This window comes from Meridianimarinicoccus zhengii (genome assembly GCF_003254465.1).
Taxonomy (GTDB): Bacteria; Pseudomonadota; Alphaproteobacteria; order Rhodobacterales; family Rhodobacteraceae; genus Meridianimarinicoccus; species Meridianimarinicoccus zhengii.
The window spans coordinates 1-21,295 of sequence record NZ_QDFI01000071.1 but is presented as its reverse complement, the minus strand read 5'-3'; the positions used below and the strand labels follow the sequence as shown (position 1 = coordinate 21,295).

Below are 21,295 nucleotides of genomic sequence, written 5' to 3'. Positions count from 1 at the left end.
GCACTCAAATCTCCCTCGGCAGGCTCCAGAACGACAGGCCAGAAGGTTGTTCAGCCTGAACGACTTACCGTCCACGCTGCCCTTGACCCCCATGCCGGTGACCGCCTCGAAGTCATGCGCGCTGGCAAGGTCTATCCCGCGCGCCTCGGCCCCGCGAACAATGGCCTCGGCCAGGGGGTGCTCCGACCCGCGTTCAAGGCTGGCGGCCAGCCGCAGGACCTCTTCCTCGTCATGGCCGTCCTCGGGAAGGACGGCGGCAAGCTCCGGCTTGCCCATGGTCAATGTGCCGGTCTTGTCGACTATCAGGGTGTCGACCTTCTCGAACGCTTCCAGAGCTTCGGCATTCTTGATGAGGACGCCCGCCTGAGCGCCGCGTCCGGTCGCCGTCATGATCGACATCGGTGTCGCGAGCCCGAGCGCACAGGGACAAGCGATGATGAGCACCGCAATGGCGGAAACGAGACCATAGGCGAGGGCAGGGGAGGGCCCCCAGATCGACCAGGCAATGAATGAAACGATGGCCACGGCGATCACGGCCGGCACGAAATGCCCTGCCACTGCGTCGGCGAGCTTCTGGATGGGCGCGCGCGACCTTTGTGCGGCTGCCACCATCTCGACGATCTGCGCGAGCATCGTGTCCTCGCCGACGCGTTTCGCTTCGATGATAATGCTGCCAGTGCCGTTGATCGTGGCACCAGTAACGGTATCGCCTGTCACCTTTTCGACCGGCACGGGTTCGCCGGTGAGCATCGACTCGTCGACAGAGGACCGCCCGTCGATCACTTCGCCATCCACCGGCACTTTCTCGCCCGGTCGTACCCGGATGTGATCGCCGATCTGGACATTCTCAAGCGCTACTTCTTCCTCACTTCCATGGGCACGGATAATTCGGGCGCTCTTGGCGGCAAGGTCGAGCAGAGCTCGAATGGCGGAGCCGGTTCGCTCACGTGCGCGCAGCTCCAGGATTTGGCCGAGCAGAACCAGCACGACAATCACTGCCCCTGCCTCGAAATAGATGCCGACATTGCCCTGGTCGTCGCGGAAGCCCGCAGGGAAAAGGCCTGGTGCGATCACCGCGACGGTGCTGAAGGTCCAGGCCGCGATGACGCCCATGGCGATCAGGCTGAACATGTTGAGGTTCAGCGTGCGGAAGCTCTTCCAGCCTCGCACGAGAAACGGCCAGCCGGCCCAGAGAATGACCGGCGTCGCCAGGATCAGCTCCAGCCAGTGAGCAAGCCTTTCCCCCGTCCAGTCGCGAATGGGCATGCCGACATAGCCGCCCATCGCGAGCAGGACGACGGGGATGGTCAGCGCCCCGCCAATCCAGAAGCGGCGGGTGAAATCAACGAGTTCGGGATTCGGGCCTTCGTCACCAGTGGGCACGCCCTTGGGTTCCAAAGCCATCCCGCAGATCGGGCAGTCACCCGGTCCGACCTGCTCGATTTCGGGGTGCATCGGGCAGGTGAAAATCGTTCCCTCGGGCATCGGCTCCGGCGCCGGCCCTGCACCCAAATACGTCTCGGGCTCGGCGTCGAACTTGTCCTTGCATCGTGACGAGCAGAACAGAAACTCTTCGCCCGCGTGAGTTGATCGGTGTTTGGCTGTCGCGTGATCGACCTTCATCCCGCAGACGGGATCAGTGACTTCGCGTGTTTCTGCTTTTTTAGTGTCCATGTCAGGTTCCTTCGGCAGGCTGCTGACAATTCACTTAATGCTTCTAGTTGCTGGAAGGTCAATAGAAGCCTGCACCCTTTCAAATGTTCGATCCCAGACGCGGCCTCCAACCTTCCAGCGCTGGAAATTGAAACCAAATGCCAATGACTTAGTTGAACCGGTAGCAACTGAAAGAAGGAATAAGATCATGATGGATGGTGGAATGATGGGTGGCGGCATGATGCTTGGCATGGGAATCGTCTGGCTTCTTGTCATCGTGGTGCTGGTTCTCGCGATCATTGCGCTGGTGAAATACTTGCGCACATAGCGGAAAGCCGGAGTGTCTCCATGGCGGATGAAAGCAAGCCAGTCGTCATTGTCACGGGGTCGAGCGGGTATCTCGGGTCCGCGGTGGTGCGGCGATTACACGGTTGCTACCGCGTCGTCGGACTTGACCGGTATTCGCCGCCCCATCCGCCGCATCAGGCCGAGTGCGTCTGCTTCGACATCACCGATCAGGCAAGTGTCGATACCGCGCTTGATCGTGTGCGGCTGGCTTACGGCGACAGGATTGCCGCCTGCATTCACCTTGCGGGCTATTTCGATCTCAGCGGCGAGGATGATCCGGCGTATGATGCCGTTACGGTCGAAGGCTCAAAACGGCTGATGAAGGGTCTTCAGGGGTTTGAGCTTGAACAGTTCGTCTTCGCTTCCACCATGCTTGCCCATGCGCCGACCGAGCCGGGGGAGCCGATAGACGAGGATCATCCTCTCGATCCCAGGTTTCCTTACCGCGCATCCAAGGTGCGCACGGAGAAGGTACTGCGCGAGGTAAGGGGCGACGAGAAACTCGTGCTGATGCACCCCGCCGGTATCTACGATGACAACGGGCAGTCGACTTTTCTGACCCACCAGATCGCCCGCATTCACGAACGACGATTCAGCGGCAAGGTTTATCCTGGCGATCTGTCGCGCGGGCAGGCGTTCCTGCATCTCGACGATTTTCTAGACGCGGTGGAACGTATCGTTGATCGGCGCGTCAAGCTGCCGGACGTTTTTCCGGTGCTACTGGGCGAGGCCGACCCGATCCCGTTCGGAGAATTGCAGCGACTGATCGGACGCGAACTGCATGGCGAAGACTGGATCACGTGGAACGTGCCGCCCCAACTGGCCAAGCTCGGCGCCTGGACGGAAAACAAGGTATTTGGCGAGGATGCTTTCATCCGGGCGTGGATGGTCGATATTTCCAGCGATCATTATGAACTCGACCTGTCCGCCGCGAAGAAGCTTCTGGGCTGGGCTCCTCAGCACAGCCTGCGCGAGGACATGCCGGGCATCCTTCAGCGCCTGAAGGACGATCCCTACGAATGGTACGAAGCGAACGGGTTGAACGCGGCGCGGGTCTCGGCGGCCAAGGTCGAGAACGCCGTGGCTGAAGAGGCTGCCGAGAAGGCACCGACCGAGTCCGAAGCGAAGGAGAACAGGCGCGAGCACGACGAGCATATGCGGCAGATGCATTTCTCGATGCTCTGGGTGCATTGGCTGGTCATGGCGCTCGGCCTGTGGCTGGCTACCGCGCCATCGGTTTTCGGCACCTTCGATCAGACCGAATTCAGCGCGGCGGTCCAGCGCGTGACGGAGGATCGCGGGCTGTGGGCCGCCGCCACGCGCAGTTGGCTGACCGCGTGGAACAATGTCTTCACCGGACTTGCCATCATGGTCTTTGCCGCCCTGTCGCTGCGCCATGGTAACGGCTGGGCGCAATGGGCGAATGCAGCACTGGGCGTCTGGCTGCTGGCCGCGCCGCTGGTGTTCTGGACGCCAAACGCGGCCGTCTATGCCAATGACACGCTGATCGGCGCGCTGGTGATCGCACTGACGATCCTGATCCCGATGATGCCGGGGATGTCGCGTGAGGGGATGATGGACGATACCGACATCCCGCCCGGCTGGACTTATTGCCCTTCCACATACGTCCAGCGCCTGCCGATCATCGCGCTCGGTGTCGTGGGCTTCATCCTGTCGCGCATCCTGTCGGCCTACCAGCTCGGCCATGTAGACGGCGTGTGGGAGCCGTTCTTTTCATCGCCGGTCGCGCTGAATGGCACCGAATACATCATCACCTCCGATGTCTCAAAAGCCTGGCCCATTGCCGACGGCGGCCTTGGCGCGATGAGTTACATGTTCGAAATCATGATGGGCGTCATGGGCAGCCGCCTTCGCTGGCGCACGATGCCCTGGATGGTCGCACTGTTCGGCATCGTCGTCGGGCCGCTCGGTGTGGTCAGCATTTATTTCATCATCATCCAGCCGATCACCATCGGCACCTATTGCACGATCTGCCTGATGGCGGCGCTGGCCATGCTGATCATGATCCCATTCTCACTCGATGAAATCGTCGCGATGGTCCAGTTCATGGTCTGGAATACGCGCCGGGGCAGACCGTTCTGGCGCGCGTTCTTCAGGGGCGATGCTCTGCCCGGTGGTACAACGGGGGGCGAAATGAGTTTCGACGCGCGACCGATGCAGATTTTCCGACAAAGCGCGCGGGGCGTTACCGTTCCATGGACACTCGGGCTGAGTGCTGGGATCGGGGCCTTCCTGATGCTGTCGCGCGCAATCTTCGGTAACGAAGCGGCAATGGCGAACAGCGATCACCTGCTGGGCGCACTGGTCCTGACTACAGCGGTCATCGCCTGGGCCGAGGTCGCGCGTCCTCTGCGGTTCCTCAACATCCTCTTCGGCCTCTGGCTCGTCATCGCGCCCTGGTCCCTGGACGGAAGCACGGTGTCAGGCAGCCTTGTCGGTATCCTCGCCGGTATCGCTCTCATCGCGCTCAGCCTGCCGCGCGGGAAGCGCAGCGAGGAACACTATGGGAGTTGGGACAGGTTTATTGTTTGAAGGGTAATCACAAAAAAGTATCCGAGTGTTCTTGACCTTCCAGTAGGTGGAAGCCCTATCTAGTGTTTCAAGGAGAGGATTGTCAGCCATGAACATTGGAAATGTTTCGGAACAGAGCGGATTGCCGGCGAAAACGATCCGGTATTACGAGGATATAGGACTCGTGCAACCGTCGCGGCGTGAAAACGGGTACCGCGATTTCGCTGTTCAGGATCTGCACAAGCTGGCGTTTCTCGGCCGGGCGCGGTCATTGGGTTTCAGCATCGATGAATGTCGCACGCTGTTGTCATTGTACGAGGACCGCGAGCGGTCCAGCGCCGACGTCAAGGCGATCGCACAAAGCCATCTCGCGCGGGTGGACCAAAAAATCGAGGAGTTGCAGGCGCTGAGCGCGACGCTTCGTGATCTCGTTGTTCGGTGTCATGGCGATGATCGTCCGGACTGCCCGATAATGGATGATCTGACGCGTTCCGACGTCCGGAGACGCGAAAACATCCCGCTGGAACAACCCTCTGAACACTGGTAAATTAGCCGCATGCACTTTGTCGCCCGCCTCATCATGATAGCCGTCCTTGCCGCCTTCGCGGTAAGCTCGGTTGCGCATGCGGCCGGTTCGGCCAGGATGGCATCTGAAATGATCGCAGCCGGAGTTGAAATGGCAGGTGTCGGCTGCGAGGCATGTGATGACGATACGGCGGGAACCTTGGGCGTCGCATGTGATTTTGTCTGCAACTCAGCGGCCGCCGCCGCGGTCGTGGAAGCGTCGGCGGAACTTGGTCCACTTGCAGTTTCGAGCGCTCATGGACTGCCGATCGCGCGGGATTTTCGCGGTCTGACCAGCCCACCTGCCAAACAGCCTCCAAAAATCCTTCTCTGATCTGACACGCGCCGCGGTTTTGCGGCCGCAGTGTCATGCCGTGACGCCGGAGCAATGCCGCTCCGCGTTGCAGGTATTCCCCAACCGCAGTTGCCGCTTTGGCTCCGGCGGAGGACCGAATTATCAGAGAGCCCCAGACCGATGTCTTTGAAATGCAAACCTACCGTGACGCGCCGCGCCTTTGTCGCGTCGTCGCTCGCGGGTGTCATGTCAAACACTCTGCCTTTTCCGGGGGCGGCGGAAGCCGCCACCCAGAAATTCTCGCTCCGGGCCGCACAGGGAAGAACAAGGATTGTTCCTGAGCCACATTCCGACACCGCGGCCTGGTGCTACAACGGCAAGGTACCGGGCCCGGAGATCCGCATCCGGCAAGGCGAACGCCTGCAGGTCGAGGTTACCAACGACCTTGCAGAGGAAACCACCGTGCATTGGCATGGTATCCGGCTTCCGAACGCAATGGACGGGGTGCCGCACCTTACACAGGTGCCGATCGCCCCGGGCGACAAGTTCGTCTATGAATTCGATGCAGTCGATGCCGGCACCTTCTGGTATCACCCACATCAGCGCAGCTTCGAGCAGGTCGGGCGCGGTCTCTACGGTCCCCTTATCGTCGAGGAGGCCAATCCCCCTCGTGTCGACCGCGAAGTTACCTGGGTGCTGGACGACTGGCGACTGACCGACGACGCATCGATTTCTGACGATTTCGGCAATGCCCATGACGTGAGTCACGCGGGCCGCCTCGGCAACACCGTGACGATCAACGGTCTTGTGCCGGAGACATTCGAGGTGGCATCAGGGGAGCGGATCCGCCTCCGCCTGATCAACGCCGCGAATGCCCGGATCTTCGCGCTCGATTTCGGGGACCATACACCGCGCATCATCGCGCTCGACGGCCAACCCGTCACGCCACATGACCCGCCGGGCGGTCTTGTCGTTCTTGGACCCGCAATGCGCGCCGACGTAATCCTGGATTGCATCGGTGAGCCCGGCGCGCAATCCCAGCTTGTAGACCGTGCCTATCGCGGGAACGATTTTCGAGTCCTCGATTTCACCTACGCTGATACCGCCCTGCGCGAGGCTACACCGGACTGGCCGATCACACTGCCAGTCAACCCTATTCCCGAACCAGACCTGAGTTCTGCGCAGCGTCATGAGGTGACGTTCACCGGCGGGATGATGGGCATGATGGTGGAGCGGGAGATGGGCCTGGAGCCGCGTGGAGGCATGATGGGCGGCGGGATGATGGGCATGATGCATGACGGACGCGGCATCTGGTTCGTCAACGGAAAAGCCGCCGAGGGGCATGTGCTCGACCCGTTCCTGACGCTTAAACGCGACGCAAGTCACATTCTGGAAATGACCAACGCGACCGCTTTTGATCACCCGATTCATCTGCACGGCCACTCATTCCGCGTAATCAGCCGAAACGGTGCGCCGACGCCGCATCGGGAATGGCAGGACACGGTGCTCATGGCGCCCCGCGAACGGGTCGAGATCGCCTTCGTCGCCGACAACCTCGGCGACTGGATGTTCCACTGCCACATTCTCGAACACCAGGCTGCGGGAATGATGGGCGTGATCCGCGTCGCATGAGCTCCGGAGGAGGACAAGATATGACAAACAGTACCTTGAATTTTGAGCCGGACAGACGCCACTTCCTGGCACTGGGTATGGGTGCAGCCGCAGTGCTCGTATTGCCCGGCGCGGTGCGCGCGGCCGACCGGGCGGCCGATATTCGAACGCTCGCCTTCGACGGCGACACGCTGCTGATCGCAGGCGCAACACTGAGGGCCAGCCTCGACGGCGGTCGCAGCTGGCAAGAGAGACCGACACCTTCCCCGGTCTCCTCGATCGCCACGCATCCTGCGCGTCCCGGACGTCTCCTTGCCGGACTGGCGCGGGGAGGGGTGGCCGTGTCCGGCGATGGCGGATCGTCATGGACTACCCGAAGCGACGGGCTTGCCTCCGGTGAGGTCACGGCGCTGGCTGTGGCCGCCGGAAACCCCGACATGATCTATGCCGCGATCCGCGGCGACGGCCTCTGGAAGAGCGAGGATGCAGGCGCAACCTGGGCCCTGGCCATGGACCGGCCCTGGCTCGACGCGGCCGAGCGCGACCCGCTGACGCTGGTATCGGTCGATCTCGATACCGGAATGGGCGGCATATGGATCTATGCGGGAACCGAGAAGGGCCTGACCCGCGTTCCGGACTGTTTCTGCCGCTGGCAGGACGTTCAGCCGGGCAATGCGATGGACGCTCTGGCGGCGGGCGACGCACCGCCTGCCGAGGCACCCCTGCCGGCGGACGAACCGGTCCTGTCGCTGGCCAGTGCCCTGACGGCACCGTCTAAGCTTTACGCGGCACTGCCCTCGGGGGTCTGGGCGTCGCAGGACGGCGGCGTGGTCTGGACGCACAAGGCAGAAGGGCAGGGGAGGGCCATCGCGCTTCACCCAAGGGACGAAAATCACGTGGCCGCCATACTTAACGGCGCTCTGAAACTCAGCCGCGATGGCGGCGCAACCTGGATCGCGCTCGCGATCGCATGATGGAGAACCCCATGAACAGAAGAATTTTCCTGGCTTCGCTTGCTGCACTTGGCGTCGGCGGAACCTTCACTTTCACGACGCTGACTTCGGCACAAAGCACCGATGATGCGACCGGTCACGCAAGTACCGATGTGTCAGACGGAACGAAGCAGATCACCATCTGGCGCGACCCGGGCTGCGGCTGCTGTGACACCTACGCCGATTACCTGGAAGAGAACGGTTATACGGTAACACGCATCGACGATCGGGAATTCGACAAGCGCTCGATCGAAGTCGGCGTTCCCGAACAGGGGCTCGGCTGTCATCTGGCCGAGATCGAAGGCTATTTTGTCAGTGGACTGGTGCCCTCGGAGATCCTGGAAAGGCTGGTCGCGGAGAAGCCCGACATCACCGGCATTACTTTGCCGGGCATGCCTGCGAACGCACCGGGCATGGCAAGAGTAAAGACCGGTACGCTCAAGACCTACGCCTTCGGCGAGGGCGGGATCGCCGTTTACTCCGATGAGTAACTGCATGGACATGATGAACGGCCCGATGATGGGTGTGATGATGTTCGGTGGAGGGCTATTGCTCCTGCTCGTCGCTGCGTTTCTGGTGCTCAGCCTCGTCGCACTCGTGAAATACCTCAGGAGTGCGACATGAGGCGGGCCGCAACAATCGGTGCCGCCATCGTCGCACTATCCGCGATCGGCTTTGCCGTCCTCGCGCAGTCGGAAAGTGACGAGGATTTGGCGGAAGGGCTTTCCTTCCTCGGCGAGCCCGTGACTGTAGCCGACATCGCAGCAGGCGAGACACTCTATGCCGAGAATTGCGCATCCTGTCACGGTGCCGAACTGGAGGGGCAGCCCGATTGGCGGCGGCGTCTGGACACCGGGCGCATGCCCGCGCCGCCACATGACGAAACCGGCCATACCTGGCACCATTCGGACCGGAACCTGTTCGTCGTCACCAAGGGTGGCGTCGGCGCTGTCGTGCCCGGCTACGAAAGCGACATGCCGGCTTTCGAGGGCGTCCTGACCGACGATGAAATTGTCGACGTATTGGCCTACATCAAGAGCACTTGGCCGGACCGTCAGCGCGAATTCCAGGCGGAAGTCTCTGCCAACGACAAGGGTGATTTATGAGCGTGTCCGAGGAACCACGCCGCCGGACGGGTCGGCTTGTCACAGTGCTGCCAGTCGCGATTTTTGCCCTCATCGGTGCGGGTTTTTATTGGGGCCTGTTCAATGGTGACGACACTCTTCCTTCCCCACTTATTGGCAAGGCGGTGCCTGAGTTCGACCTGCCGCCGATAGAGGGACGAGCCGACGGTCTGTCGACCGCCGACCTGAAAGGGCAGGTGTCCATCGTGAACGTCTGGGCGTCCTGGTGCGTGCCGTGCCGGGTAGAGATGCCCCTCCTGAACGAGTTGGCTGCCAGGGACGAGGTCGCAATATACGGCATCAACTACAAGGATCGTCCCGAAGAAGCCTTGGGCTTTCTTGATGAGCTTGGTGACCCTTACACCCGCATCGGCGCCGACCGGAACGGGCGCGTCTCCATCGATTGGGGCGTTTACGGCCTGCCCGAGACCTTCGTGATCGATGCCGAGGGCCGAATTGCCTACAAGCATATCGGCCCCTTTGACCGTCGTTCCCTGGAGGAAGACATCCTTCCCGTGGTGCGGCGCCTTCAGGAAGGAGCCGGATCATGAAACGACGCGAGTTATTGGCTGGTATGGCGGCGCTCGGCGTCGCGGGGCCGGTTCAAGCCAGACCATTAATGCCGCTTCACGAAAAGCCGCGGGAGATGCTGTCGCCACCTTTCGTCGATGGAAAAGGCCGCGATCTCACGCTGGCGGATTTCCGGGGCAGGGTCGTTCTGCTGAATATCTGGGCGACCTGGTGCGTTCCCTGTCGCGAAGAGATGCCGACGCTCGACGCCTTGCAGGAGAAAATGGGCGGCGGCGACTTCCATGTCCTGCCGCTGTCGATCGACCGCGCCGGAATGAAGATCGTCCGCCGCTTCTACGACGAAATCGGTCTTCGTCATCTCGATACATACCTCGCCGAAGACATTCGGGTGATGGCAGCGTTTGCCGTAGTGGGCCTTCCCACCACGATCCTGATCGACCGCGACGGTTTCGAGCGCGGACGACTCGTCGGGCCGGCTGAATGGGACAGTCCCGAAGTCATGGCCCAAATCCAGAATCTCATCAACGAAAGGAGTGAATAACCAATGTCTGAAACTTTACCTCACACTGAAACACCGGTGGCACGCCCGTGGCGGCCGCAATTGGGACGCCGGAGCCTGATTCTTGCGTCAATGGCGATCATCGGTGCCGGGCTTTACCTGAATTGGGGCTGGGTGACGGCGATCGGGGCCGCTCCGCTGATCCTGGCGCTGGCACCCTGCGCCGTGATGTGCGGGCTGGGTGCCTGTGCAATGTGCAAATCGAAATCATGTGACAACAAGAGCACGGCCGCAGAGCCGGGCCTGCCGAGGGACTGAACCCGAAAACCTCAAGAAACCTTAAGGAGAAACTAATGACACTTATCAAGAAACTGAGCATGGCGACTGCCGTATCCACGCTTTTGGCCACCAGTGTATTCGCCCAGGACAACACCGGTTCGTCCGGCCAGATGATGGACGGTGAGAACGGAATGGCCGGCAATATGATGGACGGCGATATGTCCGGCATGGACGGCATGATGCCCATGATGAAGATGATGCAGAAAATGGGCCCGATGATGGAGGCCTGCACCGAGATGATGGAGGCCATGAACAACTCCGAGGATGAAACCACCCCTTCGACCGACAAGGGCTGATCAATCATCGCCGGGGGCCAAGGCCCCCGGCGATTTGACAGGGAAAAATAGATGATACTCAAAACTGCCCTTCGCGTGTTTGCGGTCTTCCTCTGGGCGCTGATTTCCACGCCCACGATTTCGTTGGCCCAGCAATCGACGCCGCTCGATCAGGTTGAGCAAGAGGCCATCAAAGCCTTGATCCTGCAAACCATCCGCGAGAACCCCGAAGTTCTGATGGACACGCTCCTGACATTCCAGGAAGAGGCTCAGGCACAAGCCCAGGCCGAACAACGGGCTGCGCTTCAGCGCGTGGGTGACCTCCTGCGGGCGGACCCGAACACCGGCGTGATGGGCAATCCTGAGGGCGACATCGTGCTTGTCGAATTCTTCGACTACAACTGCCCCTACTGCCGACGCGCGGCCCCGGTCCTTTTCGAACTAATCGAGGAGAATCCCGACCTGCGCATCATCATGAGGGAGTGGCCAATTCTCGGACCCGACTCCGAGCTGGCGGCTCGAGCGTCGCTGGCGGCGACACAACAGGACAAGTTTGAGGCCTTCCACGAAGCCCTGATGGCACAGCCGCGCGCCAATACTGTCATGATCAGGCGAGCCGCCGAGCAGGCAGGGCTGGACTACGACCAGTTGCAGGCAGATATGGACGCGCCTGAAGTCGATGCCCATATCGCAAAGTCTCACGATCTCGCACGGAAGCTTGGAATATCCGGCACACCGACGTTTCTGATCGGGGAAACACTTCTTCCTGGATTGTTGGAAAAGGCCGATCTTCAGGCGCTGATTTCGGAGGCCGAAGATGTCGATTGAACCCGGTGAAACCCCTCCGAAATCGCGGCTCCTGAGATCCATATTGTGGAGCACGATAGCTGTTGCGCTCGCTGGGCTAGCGATCTTTTGGGCTTTGGATAACTATCTTGGCAACCGATCGAAGGCCGTCCGCTATTCGGGTGAGGCGGATATTCGATCCGAATTTTCACTGATAGATCACACCGGACAAGAGGTGACACAGGCTGACTACGCCGACCGCTGGCAGCTTGTTTTCTTCGGTTTCACCAACTGCCCCGATGTTTGCCCGACGACACTGGCATATATGGCCAGCGTGCTGGACCTGCTCGGCAAAGATGCGGACCAGGTGGCGCCGATCTTCATCACGGTCGATCCGGAACGCGACACAGTGCCGGTCATGGCGGAATATGTATCAGTCTTTCATCCGAGCCTGATCGGCCTGACCGGAACCGAAGCGCAGGTTGCCGAGGCCACCAGAAATTTCCGCACATGGTACGAGCGGACCGAGGACGACAGCGCGCCGGACGGTTATTTCATGGCGCATGCCGGGCACATATACCTCATGCGGCCCGGTGGCGAATTTGAGGCGGTCTATCAGGAAGGCGGCCAACCGCCCGAGGCGCTGGCGCAGGAAATCCGCAAAAAGCTATAAACAATGGAACTTGCCAAATGAAAATTACGACACTTGCAACCGCGCTAACTCTCTGGCCATTTTTCGCATCGGCCGATGTAACGATATCGGACGGTTGGGCCCGCGCGAGCATCCTCGCCTCGCGTCCGGCTGCGGCCTATCTCACGCTCACGAGCAATCAAAGTGATCAACTGGTCGCAATCACGACGCCGATCGCTGGAAACGTCACCATTCACGCCGTCGAGACCGGCGGCGATGATGTTAGCCGAATGGTTGAGGTCGTCGCCTTGGACCTGCCCTCCGGAGAACCAGTGACCCTCGCGCCCGGCAGCATGCATCTGATGCTGATGGGCCTGTCGGAAAAACTCGAAGAAGGCACCGATTTGCCATTGATCCTGACATTCGCATCGGGTGCCCGAATGGAAATCAGCGTCCCGGTTCTCGGGCCGGGCGCAATGGGACCGCAGGAGTAACAGTCATGAAAAACATACTCCTGCTGATAGCCCTCGTCGCGGGCCGCCCGGCCTACGCAGATCATCCTGGCGACCGTCTTGACGAGGTGATGGCACAAAAAGAACCTGCTTTCACTGCCGTTGACCTCAACGAATTGCCGACGTTGAATCTGGTCGACGCTGACGGAAAACCGTTGGACTTGGAAAGCCTCTCCGATCAGGTCGTCGTTCTTAGTTTCGTCCCGTCCAACTGCGGGTTGCCCTGTGCTGATCAGCAGGCACTTCTTGAAAAGGTGAGGGGCGGAGTGAATGCATCTCCCATGCTGGACATGGTGACCTTCCTTGTGGTGACCGACGCCAGTGATCCGGTTCCCGGACCGATTGCCGAGAACGTGGTCATTGCTCGCGCAGAAGAGCCGATGGAGAATCTGATCGATCAGTATCGCGCGATTGTGCCAGATCCCGAGGCTCCGCTTGTGCATGTTATCGCGCGCGGCAACCGCCATTCCGGGGTCTTTGCGGGTTCCGCTTTCCGGCACATCAACATGATCCTGTACGTCAACGGCCTGACAAACGCACATTAATCGAAGAACGGACCCCCGGCATGACAGCGAATACCGAAACCACTGAGATGAACGACACCGGGTGGCTCTCCGTCATCCGCCGATACATTGTCTATACCGCTGTCGGTCATCTGATCTGGGAAATGGCGCATATCCCGCTCTACACGATCTGGGTCGAAGGCACCTGGGGAGAGATTGTGTTCGCGGTCGTGCACTGCACCGGCGGAGACCTGTTGATCGCCATGAGCACGCTCTTGCTTGCCTTGTTTCTTGTCGGGGTGCACGCATGGCCGTCGGAACGCGCAGGGCGCGTCCTGCTTCTGGCGGTGGCCCTGGGCGTCTCCTACACGATCTTCAGCGAGTGGTTGAACATCGTGATCCGGGCGGCCTGGGCCTATCGCGACATCATGCCGGTGGTCCCCGTCATCGACGCCGGTCTCACGCCCCTGCTGCAATGGATCATCGTCCCGACCCTGGCATATTGGGCTGCCACAAGAGTGCCCTTGCGCAAGCTATTCAGGGGTGAACGTGGTTCATGGTAGATATCTCGCTTCTGGGCGTCACCGCCGCCCTCTTGGCCGGTACAATATCGTTTCTGTCCCCTTGCGTGCTGCCTCTTGTGCCAGGTTATGTCTCCTACGTGGCCGGGCGCACAGCCGCTGAAGGCGGGGCGGCTGCAGCCTCGCCGTCGCGCGCGGTCTGGCTGAGTCTGTGTTTTGTCCTCGGCTTCTCCACCATTTTCATGGGGCTTGGCGCATCCGCGACAGCATTGGGTCAGGCCCTTCTTCGGTGGCGGTATGAACTCAACCTCGTTGGGGGCGGCATCATCATTGTCTTCGGGCTTTTCATGATCGGGGCCGCGCGTGTTTCAGTGATGGAACGCGATTTACGGTTCAATCTCAACATCCCCGGGGGCCAACCCGCTGCGTCCTATGTCCTCGGTCTTGCTTTCGGTTTCGGTTGGACGCCGTGTATCGGCCCGATCCTCGGCGCAATCCTGACAGCCAGTGCGGCGAGCGCCACGATGGGCGAAGGCGTCATGCTGCTTGCCGTCTATTCCGCAGGCCTTGGGATACCGTTTCTGATCGTGGCCGGATTCTCCGATCAGATCGCGGGCCGCCTCCGGGCCATCGGCCGGGTTGGCCGCCGCCTCCACCAGATTGCAGGCGTCGTGATGATCCTTATGGGCGTGGCGATGATGACTGGACAGTTGAGCGCGCTGTCATACTGGATGCTCGATGCATTTCCGGTTCTTGGACGAATCGGATAACAGCTCATGCGGTTCTACGAAAAACATATCCTTCCTGGCCTCACGCATCTCGCCATGCGTCAGGACCAGCTTCTTCCCTACCGGCACCGCGCGGTTTCAGGTGCGAAGGGACGCGTGCTGGAGATCGGGATCGGCTCGGGCCTGAACCTCGCGCTCTACCCCGACGCCGTGGATCAGATCGTCGGTGTGGACCCGTCGCCGGAACTCCCTCATCGGGCCGCGCAGGCTTCTCATGGCTTGACGCCGACAACGGAGATGATCGAGGGCGTGGCCGAAGCATTGCCGCTGGAAAATCGCAGCGTTGACTGCGTGATTGCCACCTGGACGCTCTGCAGCGTGTCGGAACCGGAGAAGGTGCTGGCCGAGATCCGGCGCGTTCTCAAGCCTGATGGCGTCTTCCGCTTCGTCGAGCATGGAACAGCGCCGGAACCCAGCGTCCAGCGTTGGCAGCGCTGGCTCACGCCTGCCTGGAAACGTTGTGCCGGAAACTGTCACCTTGACCGCCAGACAGACACTCTGGTCGAGCAGAACGGCTTCCGCATGGAGCGGCTCGACACCGGCTACGCGAAAGGTCCGAAACCCTTTGTTTTCATGTATGAGGAGACAGCATAAAATCAGAACGACTTCGGCTTTCGATTTGCGTCGAATTACTGATGGCAAAGTAACCAATACTCGCCTCGAACTTTAGCAGCGAGTTCCGCGTTAACGATATGTTATGAGCAAGCAGAAGAACGATAGACAAACCAATCTGACCCGCGGCATCCGCGTCGAGATCGCGAGCCTTGTCTACAACCTCATCGAGGTTGTTGTTTCCGTCACAGTGGGACTTCTGACCGGCAGCGCGGCATTGGTGAGTTGGGGCCTCGACAGCACGGTCGAAGCCACTTCGGCCGGGACGCTGATCTGGCGTTTGAAGGGTGAGAAAGACGGTGGCGACAAGCGCACGGTCCTGCATCGCAAGAAAGTCGCACTCTATGTGGTCGCCTGTGCTTTCTGGATCGTCGTCGTGGCGATCCTCTACGAGGCGGTGTCCGCTTTCATCTCGCAGGAGGCACCGGGCTTCAATTGGTGGGGGATCGCGATCCTGTTTGTCTCTTTGGTGGTCAATCCGCTGCTGGCCTGGGGCAAATATCGCTACGGCAAGCGGCTCGATTCACCTGCGCTGAAATACGATGCCAAGGATACCCTGATCTGCGAATACCAGACCGTTGTGGTGTTGGCCGGAATCGGTCTAACGCAATGGATGGGCTGGTGGTGGGCCGATCCGGTCGCGGCGCTTCTGATCGTGCCCTACGTCGCGTGGGAGGCGTTCGAAGCCACCAAGGATGCGCGGTCGGTCGATCCGGACGAGGCCGAAGCTACCGCCGACGCCTGACGTTGCGCATGATGAACCGGTTCTCGGGTAGGGGTGGCAGCTCTCCCGTGCCCAGCTCCAAATCCTGATCCTGCACATCGTATTTGACGTCGTTCACAAGATATCTGCAAAACGCCTTCATCTGGCTGATCGCGATCCACTCGCCCGGACAGCGGTGGTTCGTGTAGTGGTCGCCGCCGCCCTGTGGAACGAAGTCATATTGGTTTTCGGCGCGGCTCCGAAACCGTTCGGGGCGGAACTCAAGCGGCGCATCCCATGAACGCGGATCGGTGTTCGTGCCATAGAGGTCGAGCAAGACCCTGCAACCTTCCGGAAAGCGATACCCTTGCCACTCGAAAGCGCTTACTACCCGTGCCGCCACCGCAGGGAAGAACGGATAGAGGCGGCGAACCTCCTGCACGAAGGGTTCGAGCAGTCCTTCGTCGTTCCGTAGTTTTTCCTGCCATTCCGGATACCGGTGCAAGGCGTGGGCCGTCTGAACAATGAAAACGGACACCGCCACGGTCGGGCGCAAGACGTTCAACAACTCCACGGCGGCGACTTTCGGGGGCAGTATCGCGCCGTCAAGATCACGCCACGTCGCGATGACATGAAGGGCGCTTTCCTGCGTCGGCTGAAGCTCGCCATCGCGGACCTGTTGAATCATCCCCGCTGCCCATTTTTCCAGGCGGTGGCGCGCCAGACGTGCAGCCCAATGTTTCGGGCCGATGGCCCCGGCGTCCTCAAAAAGCGCTGTAAGTTGCGCCGTTCGGGTCGCCACCTCCGCCTCGGGAAGCGGAACCCCACACCAGGCGCAAACGGCTCTCGTGAGCATTTCGCGCACTTTGTCGTAGAAAACGACTTCGTTCCTCGCCTCCCAATCCGGTGCACAATTGTCTAGCATGTGAAGCGACATTCCCTGAAGCGCGGCTATATGCTCGGTCCCCATCAGCGACATGAACATCTTCTTGCGGTGCTGGTGGGCAGCGCCGTCCAATCCCTGAATGCCGCCTTCACCCAACAGGGTCTTCTGTATGCGGCCTGGCATCGAGCCCGCGCGGATCAGCTTATCGTCGGAATAGAATACTTCCGCAGCCGCCGACCCGGTCATGCAGATCGTCTTTTGAAGGAGGATGCGGGTTTCAAACAGATCTGTGTCGAGCGCGCGGCAGGTCTGAGAGATGAATCCATACGGATTTCGCAGCAGGGTGAGTGTGCTGTCAAAGCCCTCTGCGGATGGTATGCTGGACATTCGTTATCCTCCTGTTTGCTTTCCCGTGCTCAGGCCCCGTTCAGCCTTTCTGTTCGCGGTGCGGAAGTGGCCCCGAAAGAGCAGTGCCGCTTCGAAGGAAATCACTGCATCCGCGCTCAAAACATCTTTCACCGCTGGATTAGCTGCGGCGCATCCACATCCCCAAGGGACATTTCAGGCAACCAAGTGATAAGCTGAGGGAACGAGATCAGGGCTGCGATCAATACGATCTCGATGGCGACAAGCGGTACCGCGCCGCGATAGATATCGGAAAGGTTGATACCCTTAGGTGCCGCCATCTTGGCAAAGAATAGGGCATAGCCGAAGGGAGGCGTCAGAAAAGACGTCTGCAAGGCCAGTGCTATCAGGCCAGCGATCCAGATTTGCGCAAAGTAGGCAGAGCCGACGTGATCTGCGAAGTCGAGTTCCGAAAAGATCGGCATCAACACTGGTACAAAGACCAGCAGCACCTCGATCCAGTCAAAAACAAACCCAAGTATGATGATCACGCCAAGGAGGATCGCCAACAGTTCCCACCGGGTGAGATCGAATGCGGATATCCACTCGAAGATGACGTCCGGTCCACCGACCAGGTGGAAACTAAGCGAGAATACCGATGCGCCCAATACGATGAAGTAGACCATCGACGTCATCGTGCTTGTCTGCACCGTGACAGAGTTCAACGATGAGAAAGACAAGCGCTTTCGCGCCAGCGCGACCAATAGCGCGCCAAAAACCCCTACTCCAGCCGCCTCTGTTAGTGTCGCAAAGCCCAGAATGATGCTGAGCGGAATGGATGCGATGACCGCGACAGACGCGAGTACAAACAAGAGGTCTGACACAAGATTGGTCTTGGGTGTGTCCAGCGGGATTTCGACCGTTTTTCTCAAGGTGACCGCAAAGTAGACCGCGAAGGCCATGACCATCAGAAGCACAGGTACGATGAGGGCCACATACATCAATCCGATGCGCAGATAGAACACGTTCGAGATGAAGAACAGCATCACGGCTGGCGGGAACACGACACCCAATGCTCCAGAAGCTGCGACAGCGCCTCCTGCGGTTCGCGGTGCGTAGCCCGACGCCATCATCGGGGCATAGGCCACCAACGCCACAGTTATGACGGAAGCACCGATCACCCCGGCGGCGGGCGCAAGAACGAGGCCGATCAGCAAAGTCGCAATGGCGTAGCGACCGGGAACGCCTGTCAGAAGACGCCCCAGCAAGCGAAACATGGTTTCGGCAATCCCGCTGGCATTCAGGATCAGGCCAAGAAAAATCAACATTGGAACGCTGGTGAATTGGACTGATTCATTGGTCAGTACACCACGGGCCCTCAGGTAGATCAGCCCCAGATGCTGAAAATCAGTGATCCCCACCCAAACCGCAGCGACAAACCCCAAGAAGCCTGTCCCCGCGAGCACCAGCGCCACCGGAAAGCCACTGAAAACCCCAATCGCCATCACGACAAGCATGGCAACCGTGAGGACCTCATTCACCATTGTGCAGGCCGCTTGCTTGTTCCGGTGCACCTTGCGCACGTCTCCCTGTCAGAAAGGCGATGTTGCGAAGGGCTACGATCATCCCGGCAAGAGCCAGCAGGATGGGGCCGATGACCCCGGCAATGCGTTGTGCCCACAACTGGGTTTCCGCGTATTTCGTGGTGCGCATCAAACCGTCCCATCCGTAGTAGGTCAGGATGGCGGCGAGCGGCAGAAGGACAAAAAGGCCGCCAATCAGTTCGATCCAAGCAATGCGGCGGGCGGACCAATGTCTGCGAAGAACATCAACGCGCACGTGACCGTCGCGCAGATAGGTATACCCAAAGGTCAAGAAAATTAGGATGAACAGCAGTGACGTGGACAGGTCCGGCAAATAGCTCGACACGCCAAGTTGTAGCTTGCGATCCAGCATCTGAAGCGCGCCATAAGCAGCAATCGAAACAACTGTCAGCCACGCAGTCACGACGCCGATGCCGCGAATGCCACGGTCAATCCAATCCAAAAATCTCAAGCCGAATTCCCTCCCAAAGTTCTTTGCCTGTTAGCTGTTATCCCCCCGTGACATCTCCCTTGCGATTGTCTTGTTCCCGATTTTCCGGCCTGACTTTCGAGGTGCGAAAGCTGTCCCAGAACAGCAATGCTGCCCCACAAAAGATCGCCACGTCAGCCAAGTTGAAGGACGGCCAGTGGTATGACCCGTAATGGAAGTCGAGAAAGTCAGGGACGGCCTGATAGCGCAGACGGTCAAGGATATTGCCAAGCGCGCCTCCGATGATCAGACCGAGCGCCGCACCTGTCAGCCCGTCCGGAGCCTTCCATAGCCAGATCAGCAGCCATGCCACGACCACGGCAGCAAGTGCGACCAGACCCCACCAGGGTACGACCCCGCCGAGCATACCGAAGCTGACCCCATCGTTCAAAACCCGCACGAGGTTGAGAAAGGGCAGAACCTCGACCCCGTTCTCAAGCGCCGGGGAGTTCAGGGCAAGAGCCTTGGTGCCCTGATCAACACCAAACGCGGCGATGGCGCAAAGCCCACCGAGAACGCGGCTGTTCATGCCACCGCCTTCAGATCGGCCCGCGCGTCGCGGATGATCGCCCATGACGAGTGCAGGAACAGTCCGGCGATCCCGAACGCGACGATAAGATCGGGCCAAGCGCTGCCCAGCCAAACCACTAGCCCAGCGGCGATAACGACTGCGGCGTTGCCGATGGCGTCGTTACGCGAGAAAAGCCAGACAGCGCGCATGTTCGCATCGCCCTTGCGGTACCGCAACAACGGCAGCACGGAGATGACATTTATCACAAGAGCAATCAGGCCCAGAATCCCCATCAATGTGGCGTCTGGGGTTGTCGGCTCGAATGCCCTTATGATGGTCGTGCTAAAGACCCCAAGGCCAAGCAGGCCGAGAAAGATGCCCTGGATCAGGGCAGAGCGTGCCCGCCAGAGAAGGCTCCATCCGATGGCAAGAAGCCCCAAGAAAGTGATCGCGCCATCGCCGATGAAATCCAGCGCGTCGGCCTTCACCGCCTGTGACCCGGCAATAAACCCACCAATCATTTCCAGAACGCCGTAACCGACATTTAGAATCACGACGATCCAGAGCGCGCGGCGGTAGCCCGGGTCCTGATGGGCCGCACTTTGCTGAAGGTCCTCGTCGCTCTCGATGCGGTCGAACCCATATCCCGTTGTCTCAACGGCTTTTTCAATCTCCGGCAGGCTTGCTTCAGGGACTTTCAGAGTCATGATATGGGTCGCCGCTGATACTTTCACTGCGTCGGGCGCGACACCCGCAGACTGCGCCGCCCGCTCGATCTGGGCGGCATCCTTGGCGCAATCCATTCCGGAAACCCGGTAACGGACGGGCGACGTATCTGCTGTCGATCCGGTGCTTTCGGTGTTGGCCATCGGTGCAATACTCCTGCTAAAGTGGATCAAGTTCAAACATATCAGCAAGGAGTGATATGATGCAAGTCTTCGCCGACCGCAATGCTGCGGCCGCTGGCATCGAGCGTAGGGCAAAGCTCTTTCGCGGTCTTGCCGACCCGAGCCGACTGGCGATACTGGGCGTGCTGTGTGAAGGACCGTTGGTTGTTCACGAGATCGTCAAACGCACAGGGCTATCGCAGCCCAACGTGTCAAATCATTTGCGATGCCTTCTGGATTGCGGACTTGTCGCCAGCGACCGCGATGGGCGCTTCATTCGCTACCGGATCAGCAGTCCGCGCATAGCAGCTCTTTTAAATGATGTAGACGCCCTGCTTGATGTGGTCGCAGAAGGTGTTGGGGCTTGTGACAATTATCGCGAAGCGTGAACGATAATATCCCAATGCACGTCATCACGACCACTTCCGCGTGAGGCAAAATTTTATATGGGGCTTGCTGCCAAACGTGTTGAAAAGACCCATTATTGAAAGCGCTCAATTTAACTGCTCGGCATAGCGAGTTAAGGATCACAATTGAAGCGAAGATCAAGACGAGGCCCGGCATCGTGGCAGTAGCCTGGTTTCACCCCACAGATCGTGACAGCGCTTAGACTGATAAAGAAACGAACGGGCCCGAAGTAGTTCGCCCTGAACAACTCCCAACCTGCTGATTTCCGGCGCAGATCATGCTGAAACGCTGGCGGTGAATTGCAGGGTTTCGTATCATGGAATTCGAAACCTTGCAGATTTCCGGAGCCCCCGATGAAGCCCCATC

The 21,295-nt window shown here is 59.8% G+C and carries 27 protein-coding genes; 21 read left to right on the top strand and 6 right to left on the bottom strand.

The annotated features are described in order from the left end of the window. A partial coding sequence (locus DDE13_RS17940) for a heavy metal translocating P-type ATPase (protein ID WP_111405630.1) occupies nucleotides 1–1,674 on the bottom strand: 1,674 nt, incomplete at its 3' end. Nucleotides 1,675–2,001: 327 nt separating this feature from the next. On the opposite strand from DDE13_RS17940, the gene DDE13_RS17930 reads away from it, so the two are divergent. The 20 genes from DDE13_RS17930 to DDE13_RS17840 all read left to right on the top strand — a co-directional run bounded on the left by DDE13_RS17930 (nucleotide 2,002) and on the right by DDE13_RS17840 (nucleotide 15,861). Continuing rightward, the gene (locus tag DDE13_RS17930; protein ID WP_111405627.1) at nucleotides 2,002–4,554 is read left to right on the top strand and encodes an NAD-dependent epimerase/dehydratase family protein; all 2,553 of its coding nucleotides are present in this window, start codon (nucleotides 2,002–2,004) and stop codon (nucleotides 4,552–4,554) included. A gap of 88 nt (nucleotides 4,555–4,642) precedes the next feature. Beyond that, the gene (cueR, locus tag DDE13_RS17925; RefSeq protein WP_005666896.1) at nucleotides 4,643–5,080 is read left to right on the top strand and encodes a Cu(I)-responsive transcriptional regulator; all 438 of its coding nucleotides are present in this window, start codon (nucleotides 4,643–4,645) and stop codon (nucleotides 5,078–5,080) included. 9 nt (nucleotides 5,081–5,089) lie between these two features. After that, entirely contained in the window at nucleotides 5,090–5,431 is a 342-nt protein-coding gene (locus DDE13_RS17920; protein WP_005666899.1) for a hypothetical protein, read from the top strand. A gap of 165 nt (nucleotides 5,432–5,596) precedes the next feature. After that, nucleotides 5,597–7,024: a multicopper oxidase family protein gene (locus DDE13_RS17915; RefSeq protein ID WP_235868764.1), complete on the top strand. Its 1,428-nt coding sequence runs from the start codon at nucleotides 5,597–5,599 to the stop codon at nucleotides 7,022–7,024. 20 nt (nucleotides 7,025–7,044) lie between these two features. Then, complete coding sequence (locus DDE13_RS17910) at nucleotides 7,045–7,977, top strand: sialidase family protein (protein ID WP_027263674.1); 933 nt, start codon at nucleotides 7,045–7,047, stop codon at nucleotides 7,975–7,977. 11 nt (nucleotides 7,978–7,988) lie between these two features. Next, complete coding sequence (locus DDE13_RS17905; protein ID WP_027263675.1) at nucleotides 7,989–8,486, top strand: DUF411 domain-containing protein; 498 nt, start codon at nucleotides 7,989–7,991, stop codon at nucleotides 8,484–8,486. Between the two features lie 4 nt (nucleotides 8,487–8,490). After that, the gene (locus tag DDE13_RS23620; protein ID WP_268951259.1) at nucleotides 8,491–8,619 is read left to right on the top strand and encodes a hypothetical protein; all 129 of its coding nucleotides are present in this window, start codon (nucleotides 8,491–8,493) and stop codon (nucleotides 8,617–8,619) included. Continuing rightward, entirely contained in the window at nucleotides 8,616–9,101 is a 486-nt protein-coding gene (locus tag DDE13_RS17900) for a c-type cytochrome (protein ID WP_111405625.1), read from the top strand. The genes DDE13_RS23620 and DDE13_RS17900 overlap by 4 nt, the downstream gene beginning before the upstream one ends. Continuing rightward, nucleotides 9,098–9,670 carry a DsbE family thiol:disulfide interchange protein gene (locus tag DDE13_RS17895; protein ID WP_111405624.1) on the top strand — a complete coding sequence of 191 codons (573 nt, stop codon included), beginning with the start codon at nucleotides 9,098–9,100 and terminating at the stop codon, nucleotides 9,668–9,670. Before DDE13_RS17900 ends, DDE13_RS17895 begins: the two co-directional genes overlap by 4 nt. Then, nucleotides 9,667–10,191: a TlpA family protein disulfide reductase gene (locus DDE13_RS17890; protein WP_076695195.1), complete on the top strand. Its 525-nt coding sequence runs from the start codon at nucleotides 9,667–9,669 to the stop codon at nucleotides 10,189–10,191. Before DDE13_RS17895 ends, DDE13_RS17890 begins: the two co-directional genes overlap by 4 nt. 90 nt (nucleotides 10,192–10,281) lie before the next feature. Beyond that, the gene (locus DDE13_RS17885) at nucleotides 10,282–10,467 is read left to right on the top strand and encodes a hypothetical protein (RefSeq protein WP_235868763.1); all 186 of its coding nucleotides are present in this window, start codon (nucleotides 10,282–10,284) and stop codon (nucleotides 10,465–10,467) included. A 35-nt stretch (nucleotides 10,468–10,502) separates the two neighbouring features. Beyond that, the gene (locus DDE13_RS17880; protein ID WP_111405622.1) at nucleotides 10,503–10,784 is read left to right on the top strand and encodes a hypothetical protein; all 282 of its coding nucleotides are present in this window, start codon (nucleotides 10,503–10,505) and stop codon (nucleotides 10,782–10,784) included. 51 nt (nucleotides 10,785–10,835) lie between these two features. Next, on the top strand, nucleotides 10,836–11,591 hold the full coding sequence (locus DDE13_RS17875) for a DsbA family protein (RefSeq protein ID WP_111405621.1): 756 nt from the start codon (nucleotides 10,836–10,838) through the stop codon (nucleotides 11,589–11,591). Then, entirely contained in the window at nucleotides 11,581–12,222 is a 642-nt protein-coding gene (locus DDE13_RS17870) for an SCO family protein (RefSeq protein ID WP_027263682.1), read from the top strand. Before DDE13_RS17875 ends, DDE13_RS17870 begins: the two co-directional genes overlap by 11 nt. A gap of 17 nt (nucleotides 12,223–12,239) precedes the next feature. Beyond that, nucleotides 12,240–12,674: a copper chaperone PCu(A)C gene (locus DDE13_RS17865; protein ID WP_009824510.1), complete on the top strand. Its 435-nt coding sequence runs from the start codon at nucleotides 12,240–12,242 to the stop codon at nucleotides 12,672–12,674. Nucleotides 12,675–12,679: 5 nt separating this feature from the next. After that, nucleotides 12,680–13,237: a cytochrome-c oxidase gene (locus DDE13_RS17860; protein ID WP_027263683.1), complete on the top strand. Its 558-nt coding sequence runs from the start codon at nucleotides 12,680–12,682 to the stop codon at nucleotides 13,235–13,237. 20 nt (nucleotides 13,238–13,257) lie between these two features. Then, nucleotides 13,258–13,758, top strand: a complete 501-nt coding sequence (locus DDE13_RS17855) for a hypothetical protein (RefSeq protein ID WP_027263684.1) — start codon at nucleotides 13,258–13,260, stop codon at nucleotides 13,756–13,758. Further along, nucleotides 13,752–14,486 (top strand): cytochrome c biogenesis CcdA family protein, encoded by a 735-nt coding sequence (locus tag DDE13_RS17850; RefSeq protein WP_111405620.1) that lies wholly within the window; start codon nucleotides 13,752–13,754, stop codon nucleotides 14,484–14,486. The genes DDE13_RS17855 and DDE13_RS17850 overlap by 7 nt, the downstream gene beginning before the upstream one ends. 6 nt (nucleotides 14,487–14,492) lie before the next feature. Then, entirely contained in the window at nucleotides 14,493–15,098 is a 606-nt protein-coding gene (locus DDE13_RS17845) for a class I SAM-dependent methyltransferase (RefSeq protein ID WP_111405619.1), read from the top strand. A gap of 103 nt (nucleotides 15,099–15,201) precedes the next feature. Further along, complete coding sequence (locus DDE13_RS17840) at nucleotides 15,202–15,861, top strand: cation diffusion facilitator family transporter (RefSeq protein ID WP_222626130.1); 660 nt, start codon at nucleotides 15,202–15,204, stop codon at nucleotides 15,859–15,861. Here DDE13_RS17840 and DDE13_RS17835 read toward each other — a convergent pair. From DDE13_RS17835 to DDE13_RS17815, 5 genes are all read right to left on the bottom strand, one after another. Next, on the bottom strand, nucleotides 15,845–17,092 hold the full coding sequence (locus tag DDE13_RS17835) for a cytochrome P450 (RefSeq protein WP_111405618.1): 1,248 nt from the start codon (nucleotides 17,090–17,092) through the stop codon (nucleotides 15,845–15,847). The genes DDE13_RS17840 and DDE13_RS17835 overlap by 17 nt on opposite strands. A 128-nt stretch (nucleotides 17,093–17,220) precedes the next feature. Further along, nucleotides 17,221–18,633, bottom strand: coding sequence for a TRAP transporter large permease (locus DDE13_RS17830; protein WP_235868762.1), 1,413 nt, complete (start codon nucleotides 18,631–18,633; stop codon nucleotides 17,221–17,223). Further along, nucleotides 18,584–19,105: a TRAP transporter small permease subunit gene (locus DDE13_RS17825; protein ID WP_232279250.1), complete on the bottom strand. Its 522-nt coding sequence runs from the start codon at nucleotides 19,103–19,105 to the stop codon at nucleotides 18,584–18,586. The genes DDE13_RS17830 and DDE13_RS17825 overlap by 50 nt, the downstream gene beginning before the upstream one ends. 37 nt (nucleotides 19,106–19,142) lie before the next feature. Continuing rightward, on the bottom strand, nucleotides 19,143–19,652 hold the full coding sequence (lspA, locus tag DDE13_RS17820; protein ID WP_009824417.1) for a signal peptidase II: 510 nt from the start codon (nucleotides 19,650–19,652) through the stop codon (nucleotides 19,143–19,145). Further along, nucleotides 19,649–20,503, bottom strand: a complete 855-nt coding sequence (locus DDE13_RS17815; RefSeq protein WP_037275508.1) for a cation transporter — start codon at nucleotides 20,501–20,503, stop codon at nucleotides 19,649–19,651. The genes lspA and DDE13_RS17815 overlap by 4 nt, the downstream gene beginning before the upstream one ends. Before the next feature lie 59 nt (nucleotides 20,504–20,562). On the opposite strand from DDE13_RS17815, the gene DDE13_RS17810 reads away from it, so the two are divergent. Next, nucleotides 20,563–20,910 carry an ArsR/SmtB family transcription factor gene (locus DDE13_RS17810; RefSeq protein ID WP_425442834.1) on the top strand — a complete coding sequence of 116 codons (348 nt, stop codon included), beginning with the start codon at nucleotides 20,563–20,565 and terminating at the stop codon, nucleotides 20,908–20,910. The last annotated feature ends 385 nt before the right edge of the window (nucleotides 20,911–21,295 follow it).

Coding starts and splice junctions, on each gene's coding strand:
- DDE13_RS17930 (WP_111405627.1), top strand. CDS start 2,002: ATGGCGGATGAAAGCAAGCCAGTCGTCATTGTCACGGGGTCGAGCGGG.
- cueR (WP_005666896.1), top strand. CDS start 4,643: ATGAACATTGGAAATGTTTCGGAACAGAGCGGATTGCCGGCGAAAACG.
- DDE13_RS17920 (WP_005666899.1), top strand. CDS start 5,090: ATGCACTTTGTCGCCCGCCTCATCATGATAGCCGTCCTTGCCGCCTTC.
- DDE13_RS17910 (WP_027263674.1), top strand. CDS start 7,045: ATGACAAACAGTACCTTGAATTTTGAGCCGGACAGACGCCACTTCCTG.
- DDE13_RS17905 (WP_027263675.1), top strand. CDS start 7,989: ATGAACAGAAGAATTTTCCTGGCTTCGCTTGCTGCACTTGGCGTCGGC.
- DDE13_RS23620 (WP_268951259.1), top strand. CDS start 8,491: ATGGACATGATGAACGGCCCGATGATGGGTGTGATGATGTTCGGTGGA.
- DDE13_RS17900 (WP_111405625.1), top strand. CDS start 8,616: ATGAGGCGGGCCGCAACAATCGGTGCCGCCATCGTCGCACTATCCGCG.
- DDE13_RS17895 (WP_111405624.1), top strand. CDS start 9,098: ATGAGCGTGTCCGAGGAACCACGCCGCCGGACGGGTCGGCTTGTCACA.
- DDE13_RS17890 (WP_076695195.1), top strand. CDS start 9,667: ATGAAACGACGCGAGTTATTGGCTGGTATGGCGGCGCTCGGCGTCGCG.
- DDE13_RS17885 (WP_235868763.1), top strand. CDS start 10,282: ATGGCGATCATCGGTGCCGGGCTTTACCTGAATTGGGGCTGGGTGACG.
- DDE13_RS17880 (WP_111405622.1), top strand. CDS start 10,503: ATGACACTTATCAAGAAACTGAGCATGGCGACTGCCGTATCCACGCTT.
- DDE13_RS17875 (WP_111405621.1), top strand. CDS start 10,836: ATGATACTCAAAACTGCCCTTCGCGTGTTTGCGGTCTTCCTCTGGGCG.
- DDE13_RS17870 (WP_027263682.1), top strand. CDS start 11,581: ATGTCGATTGAACCCGGTGAAACCCCTCCGAAATCGCGGCTCCTGAGA.
- DDE13_RS17865 (WP_009824510.1), top strand. CDS start 12,240: ATGAAAATTACGACACTTGCAACCGCGCTAACTCTCTGGCCATTTTTC.
- DDE13_RS17860 (WP_027263683.1), top strand. CDS start 12,680: ATGAAAAACATACTCCTGCTGATAGCCCTCGTCGCGGGCCGCCCGGCC.
- DDE13_RS17855 (WP_027263684.1), top strand. CDS start 13,258: ATGACAGCGAATACCGAAACCACTGAGATGAACGACACCGGGTGGCTC.
- DDE13_RS17850 (WP_111405620.1), top strand. CDS start 13,752: ATGGTAGATATCTCGCTTCTGGGCGTCACCGCCGCCCTCTTGGCCGGT.
- DDE13_RS17845 (WP_111405619.1), top strand. CDS start 14,493: ATGCGGTTCTACGAAAAACATATCCTTCCTGGCCTCACGCATCTCGCC.
- DDE13_RS17840 (WP_222626130.1), top strand. CDS start 15,202: ATGAGCAAGCAGAAGAACGATAGACAAACCAATCTGACCCGCGGCATC.
- DDE13_RS17835 (WP_111405618.1), bottom strand. CDS start 17,092: ATGTCCAGCATACCATCCGCAGAGGGCTTTGACAGCACACTCACCCTG.
- lspA (WP_009824417.1), bottom strand. CDS start 19,652: ATGAACAGCCGCGTTCTCGGTGGGCTTTGCGCCATCGCCGCGTTTGGT.
- DDE13_RS17815 (WP_037275508.1), bottom strand. CDS start 20,503: ATGGCCAACACCGAAAGCACCGGATCGACAGCAGATACGTCGCCCGTC.
- DDE13_RS17810 (WP_425442834.1), top strand. CDS start 20,563: ATGCAAGTCTTCGCCGACCGCAATGCTGCGGCCGCTGGCATCGAGCGT.